Origin of the sequence: Gordonia desulfuricans NBRC 100010 (assembly GCF_001485495.1) — a bacterium.
GTDB lineage: Bacteria > Actinomycetota > Actinomycetes > Mycobacteriales > Mycobacteriaceae > Gordonia > Gordonia desulfuricans.
Genome location: NZ_BCNF01000110.1, coordinates 24,020 through 30,176 on the forward strand (window position 1 = coordinate 24,020; position 6,157 = coordinate 30,176).

The 6,157-nt window shown below is 66.8% G+C and carries 4 protein-coding genes and 2 pseudogenes; 4 read left to right on the plus strand and 2 right to left on the minus strand.

The annotated features are described in order from the left end of the window. Positions 1-49: 49 nt before the first annotated feature. A complete protein-coding gene (locus GD1_RS17455; RefSeq protein ID WP_082365778.1) occupies positions 50-1,507 on the minus strand; it encodes an APC family permease in 1,458 nt (485 codons plus the stop codon). Positions 1,508-1,798: 291 nt separating this feature from the next. Between GD1_RS17455 and GD1_RS17460 the strand changes: the two genes are divergently transcribed. The 3 genes from GD1_RS17460 to GD1_RS17470 all read left to right on the plus strand — a co-directional run bounded on the left by GD1_RS17460 (position 1,799) and on the right by GD1_RS17470 (position 5,205). Beyond that, positions 1,799-2,116: a cupin domain-containing protein gene (locus GD1_RS17460; RefSeq protein ID WP_152972661.1), complete on the plus strand. Its 318-nt coding sequence runs from the start codon at positions 1,799-1,801 to the stop codon at positions 2,114-2,116. Positions 2,117-2,252: 136 nt separating this feature from the next. Further along, positions 2,253-3,980: an amidohydrolase gene (locus tag GD1_RS17465; protein ID WP_162128845.1), complete on the plus strand. Its 1,728-nt coding sequence runs from the start codon at positions 2,253-2,255 to the stop codon at positions 3,978-3,980. Between the two features lie 142 nt (positions 3,981-4,122). Next, positions 4,123-5,205: a hypothetical protein gene (locus GD1_RS17470; protein WP_059038550.1), complete on the plus strand. Its 1,083-nt coding sequence runs from the start codon at positions 4,123-4,125 to the stop codon at positions 5,203-5,205. Between the two features lie 26 nt (positions 5,206-5,231). Here the strand turns inward: GD1_RS17470 and GD1_RS17475 are convergent. After that, a pseudogene (locus GD1_RS17475) lies at positions 5,232-5,885 on the minus strand (FAD-binding oxidoreductase); the annotation flags it as partial. A 1-nt stretch (position 5,886) separates the two neighbouring features. On the opposite strand from GD1_RS17475, the pseudogene GD1_RS17480 reads away from it, so the two are divergent. Next, a pseudogene (locus GD1_RS17480) lies at positions 5,887-6,157 on the plus strand (transposase); the annotation flags it as partial.

Genomic DNA, 6,157 nt, shown 5'->3' on the forward strand with positions numbered 1-6,157 from the left:
GGCCGGAACATGTCCGGCCGAGGCCTTCTCGGAATCTCTGTCGGATTCGTCAGATACGAGTCTGACCGATGAGCTCGTAGCGTTCGGGGTACTTCGCGCGCACCCAGAAGCCGAAGGCCAGGCCGGCCGCTGCGACGACCAGCAGAATCCAGGGCAGGTTGTTGACCCACCAGGTCGGCACACCGGTCAAGGCGCCGTAGTTGTCGATCCCGGCGTAGGTGCACAGGCTGAGAAGAATCGCCGCCAGTACCGGGGCTCCGACAGTCGTGACACCGATGACCTTACGGCGGAAGAAGAAGACCGCGATCGAGATCGACGCGACGGTAAGCATCCCCACCAGTCCGATGGTGCCCATACCGACCAGTGAGGTCGACATGTCCAGCAGCGGACTGTAATCCGCGGCGAAGTACACGACCGAGAGGAGGACGAACACCACTGCGATCGAGATCAGCCCGATCGACGGCGTTCCCGTCTTCGGATGCGTGACCCCCAAGGCTCGGGGCGCCATGTTGTCCCGGGACAGCGCGAAGAGATAGCGCGCCCCGGCGTTCTGGAAGGCCAGCACGCCGGCAAAGAGGCTGAGCGCGTTGAGGACCGAGAGGATATCCGTCCAGCCGGTTCCGACGTAGTGATCCGACAGGCGGAACACGAATGTGCCGGGGTCCTCGGCCACGGCCGGTACCAGCTCGTCGACGCCGGTGCCGGCAACCATGGCCCACGACGAAAAGGTGTAGAGCCCGCCGATGAGCACGAGGATGATGTAGGTCGCGCGCGGAATCGTTCGCCGCGGCGCCTTCGCCTCTTCGGAGTAGATCGCGGTGGCCTCGAAGCCGAGGAACATCGAGAAGGCGTAGATCACGGCGACCCCGACGGCTCCGGTGAACACCGTGGACGGGCTGAAGACGTCCAGTGTGAAGGCCGGGAAGCCCTGCTCGACAAGGATCGCGATGTCCACGACGAGCAGTCCGATGAGTTCGAGGGTCAGGATCACGAGGAGAACCCGGGCGGTGAGGGTGACACCGGCGACAGCCATGCCGGTCCCGATCACCACACAAGCGATGGCGACGATCAACCATGGCGGGTTGAAGTCGAAGAAGCGTTCCATCAACGCGGTGGCGAAGTAGCTGAACCCACCTACTACAGAAGCTCCCAGTGCGACGTAGACCAGCGCGAGGACGTACGCGGACGCGAGACCGGCGGGGCGCCCGAGACCGGCGCTCACATATGCGTATATCGCGCCCGTGTTGGTGATGTACGGGAGGATCTTCACGAATCCGACCGCGAAGACGGCAAGGATCAGTGACACCAGCAGTAGGGCACCGGGCATGCCGGCGCCGTTGCCGAGCAGCATTCCCAAGGGGATGAGGGCGACGGCCGAGGCGATCGGTGCGGCTGCGGCGATCACCATCGCGACGATGTGGGTGGTCCCAACCGTCCCGCTCTTCAGAGTTGTGGCGTCGTCTGGTGGCACCGGCGCTGCGGTAGAGGGGGTGAGACTGTCGGTCATATGGATTCTCCTGGCGGCTGGAAGCCGTGGCTGTGCAACCCCATGGGGCTGATAGGAGCAGCCGCGGGACAGCACTCGACGATGAGCGCGCGGCTGGCGTGGCGACCGACCTGACACACGCGTGGTCGACGCTGGGTCCGGTCACGACGTGTGCAAATCGGGTGTGGAAATCCTGAGGCCAAACCGTGTGTCGATCGACGCCCGGGTTCACTCATCGGACCGCCGGGGCGCCAACGGCATCCGATCGGCATTTACTTCCGACTCAAGCAGCCAACCCGCGATCGGAGACACGTGACCGCCTACTACCGCCCGTCCACTGAAGACATCACGACACCGTACAGAGCAGGCCGCATGGGTCATCTCCGCGAGGATGATGCGGTACGCACAGGATTCTGGATCGTCCGGCCGGATGAGACGCCTGGCCCGGTCACCCTCACGCTGCCGTTCGACCGGACGATCTACGTCGTCGAGGGTGCCGTCGAGTACGCCGTCACCGACGGTCCCACATACCGGATTGCCGCGGGTGACGCAGCCTCGTTCGTGAAGGGTTCCGAGGTGACGTTCACGGTCCTGGAGGACCTCCGCCAGTTCTACGTCGACAGCCTCTGAGGCGGATCGGTCCCCAGTGTGGTCCGCGGGTCCGGCCAGCGGACCACGCGCGGGTGAACTCGATTGAGCGACACCACAATCACTCTCACCGCCGCCCTGGGCTGCCGGTACCGACCATTTCGATGATAGGAGAATGATGTCCGCAAGCACAGCAGCCGACACCGTGCTGCGAGGTGGGCCCGTACTCGACCTCTCCGACTGGCAGCCGGGCGACCGTGCCACCGCGGCGTGGCTCAGCACGCGCCCGACGGCCATGGCCGTCAAAGACGGCGAGATCGTCGCGCTCGGAGATGACGCCGAGGAGCTGATCGGTGAGGGTACCGAAGTCGTCGAGCTCGACGGTTCCACCGTCATCCCCGGTATCAACGACGGGCACCTCCACTTCACGGCTTATTCCGTCACCACGCACACATACGTGAAGATGGGCACCGACATCTTCACCGACCTCGCACAGCTTCCCCAGTTCTTGACACGGGACAAGATCGATCCGAGCGGCTGGATCCGCGGACACGGCTGGGACGGCCTGGTCCTCGGGCGCAACCTTACTGCCGAGGACATCGACAAGGCACTGGAGGCCAACGGGATTCCCGGTACCCCGGTGGTTCTCTTCGACTGGAGCGGGCACTCGCTGACTGCTAACTCGGTTGCCCTGGAATTGGCCGGGATCACCACGGCAACCCCCGATCCTCCCGGTGGCCTCATCAGCCGCACCGCGGACGGTGCGCCGGCGGGTTTCCTCACCGATGCCGCGATCGCACCCATGATCGAGACGATCCCCACCGTCCCGAGAAGTCAGTTGATCGAGGCGTACCGGGCGGGGCAGGCGGACCTTCATGCCCTCGGGATCACGGCTCTGACCGAACCCGGACTGGGGCCGGGCCACGTGTCGCTGCTCGACGGGTCCGGGTCGGAGGCGGCACTCGAGGTCTTGGGTGACTTCGCTGAGTCCGGCGACCTGACGATGCGTGTCTCCGTGCTCGTGCTGCCGGTGGGTACCGGCGGCTGCAGTGCGAAGGACGTTCGACGGCACCTCGAAGCCGGACTCGCCAACGCCTACGACGACCGCGAGATCGATCCGCGGCGACTGAAGATCGTCGGGGTGAAGGTGTTCGCGGACGGGACCCCGCAGAACGGCACCACGTGGCACAAGGAACCGGTGCACACCGACAACGCGCCGGGGCATCGCTGCGGACACATGGTCATCGCCGGGGACAGCGACGTCGACAAGGTCGCCGAACTGGAAGAGATCATCAGGTACGTCGACGGTGCGGGGTTGCAGATCGGTGTGCATTCGATCGGCGATCAGACCGTGGAGACCGTGATCGACAAGATCGCCGAGATCGCCCCGAACAGCCCGGCGCGTCACTACCTGATCCACACCACCGAGCTCTATCCCGAGGGCATGAAGACCCTGGTGGACAACGGGATCGGCGCCTGCTTCAACCCGGTGATCATCTCGACCTTCGCCACGACGCTCCCAGAGGACCGCGTTCGCCGGACCGAGCCGATCGGGTCGGCGCTGCGCGCGGGGGTCAGGCCCGGGCTCACCTCCGATGCCCCGGTCGTCCCACCGGACTGGCGCCCGGCGGTCGTCTATGCAGTGTCCCGCTCGCATTGCTGGGAAGGCCCGGTCCCGGCCGACGATCTTGAAGGCATCACCAGTCTCGACGCGCTCGCCATGCTCACCCGCGAGGCCGCCTACCGCGAGCACGGCGAACTGTGGCGTGGGACGCTCAAGGTCGGACAGCGCGCTGACCTCGCCGTGCTCGACGGCACCTGGCCCGATGATCCCGAGGTCGAATCGTTGATGGGTCGCCCGATCGCATTGACGATGGTCGACGGCCAGATAGTGCACAGGGTCTGAACAGTCAAGTGGGCCGCGGCAACGCCGCGGCTCACACGGTCCGGGCACCGCAGGTGACGAAGTGTGCGTCGAACGGTCCGGATGCCACGGATCTCGTACCAGCCGCTAGGCTTCATGGGCAAACGTCGATGTGGAGGTGACGATGACCCAGGAACCGGCGGGCGGGGGACTGCCCGGATCCGTGGTTCTCGGGATATCTGTCGTGGACGACCAGATCGCATCCGTCGTCCGTGACGCCGACGGCCACATCCTGGCCAGCAATCTCGTCGACCTGCCGGACCCCTCTGCCCCCGCGGTCGAGACCGCGATCGTCGAACTCGTCGAGTCGGTCCCGGTCGTCGTCGATCAGATCGGCGTCTCCGTCTCCCGCGAGGACGTTCGCAAGCATCTGGCCCAGGTCTTCGCCTCGGAGACCGCGGCCGAGTCCTGGTACGACCGCGTCGTCGTCACCGGATATGCCTCGGCGCTCGCCGAGATCGCGTGCACTCACGCGACCCGCGGCGGCGTCGTCGCCGTCGTCGACCTCGACCGCGATGCCGCTCCGGCGGCCGGTACGACAATGGCCACGATCGACACGACGTCGGGCGCGGTCCTCGGGACGGCCGACTTCACCACCAACCGGCTCGCGCCGGTCACCGATCCGGACGGGGCGTCCGAGCTCTCGACGGCCGTCACCAAGCTGCCGCGCGGTCGCGACATCACCTCGATCATCGTCGTCGGGCCGGGGGCGGAGCTGCCGGGTATCGCCCCGGCCGTCGAGTACGCCGCGCAGCGGCCTGTGACGGTTGCCGGCAACCCGTCGCTGGCCTCGGCGATCGGCGCGGCCGACGCCGCCCTGGTGGCGCTGTCTGCGCCCGCGGGGGCCACGCGGGTGTCGACCGGACGACGCTGGTGGTTCGTCGGTGCCGCGATCGGAGCCGCGGTGTTCCTCGGTGCCGTCGGACTGGCCCTGCTCCTGGCCGGTGAGGGCGAGACCCCCGAACCCGTGTCGGTCACCATCACCGAGACACCCGCGGCCGTGACCGTCACCGCCGACGCGACGACGGTCACCCGGACCGAAACCGAGACGCAGGCCCGCACGACGACGGTCACCACCGCGCCGCGTCCGGTCACCCGGACGACCACGGTGACCGAAGAGATACCCGGCCCCTTCACGGTGACCGAGACGGAGACCACCACCATCGAGGTGCCCGCTCCGGGAGAACCGGGACAGTCGGCGCCCTGACGAGGTGAGCCGGGGAACCGGACCGACTAGACCGGATCGTGCTGGATACGGCTCGCCCGGACCCCGGCGATGATCAGCTTGCGCCGGGTCGCCTCGATCATCTGCGACGACCCCGCGATCAGCACCTGATGGTTCTCCCAGTTCCCGGTGTCGACGACGACGTCGGCGAGGGTGCCGATCCGGTGGTCGATCCCGAGTTCGGCAGGCGCCGCCACCGCGGTGATCCACCACGGATCCCGCTCCTCCTCCGACACCGCGGTGACCTGCAACCACGGATTGGTCGACGCGATACGCCGGAGCACACTCAGGTCGTAGAGCTCGCCGGGATACCGCATGCCGTAGAAGATGTGCGTCGGCGGCGAGTCCGCGCGCTTGGACATCTCGATGAGCAGCGCACGCAGCGGCGCGAGCCCGGTACCGCCGGCGACCATCAGCACGGGCCGGTCCCGGTCGACGTGCAGTGTGCCGTGACTCTGGGACAGCGTCCAGACGTCTCCGACGCTGGTCTCGCTGACGATGGCCGAACTGACCGTCCCACCCTTGATCGCCCGTACGTGGAACTCCAGTTCACCGGCCGGGTTCGGGGGGATCGACGGCGAGAAGTTGCGCCACTGCTTGGGCCACTGCGGCGTGTGGACCTCGAGGTACTGGCCGGCATTGAACGTCAGCGGTGCATGCGCGCTGACCGGATTCCCTGAGGCGATCGAGGCCACCTGGCCGCTGGCCACGGTGCAGACCTGCGTGGTGCATCTGATCCGCAACTCGATGCGGTTCGTGAACTACAAAGACCGCAAAGACGTCGCCCGGGCGATCAAACCGATCTACACCGCCCCCGACGCCGACACCGCTCGCCGCGAGTGGGAAGCCTTCCGGGACTCCGAGCTCGGGCTCAAATATCCGAGTGCGGCATTGGCTTTCGATCGCGCCTGGGACAGATTCATCCCGTTCCTAG

Excerpts from the sequence above, each read along its gene's own strand:
- GD1_RS17465 (WP_162128845.1), top strand. The coding sequence starts at position 2,253 with ATGTCCGCAAGCACAGCAGCCGACACCGTGCTGCGAGGTGGGCCCGTA.
- GD1_RS17470 (WP_059038550.1), top strand. The coding sequence starts at position 4,123 with ATGACCCAGGAACCGGCGGGCGGGGGACTGCCCGGATCCGTGGTTCTC.
- GD1_RS17455 (WP_082365778.1), bottom strand. The coding sequence starts at position 1,507 with ATGACCGACAGTCTCACCCCCTCTACCGCAGCGCCGGTGCCACCAGAC.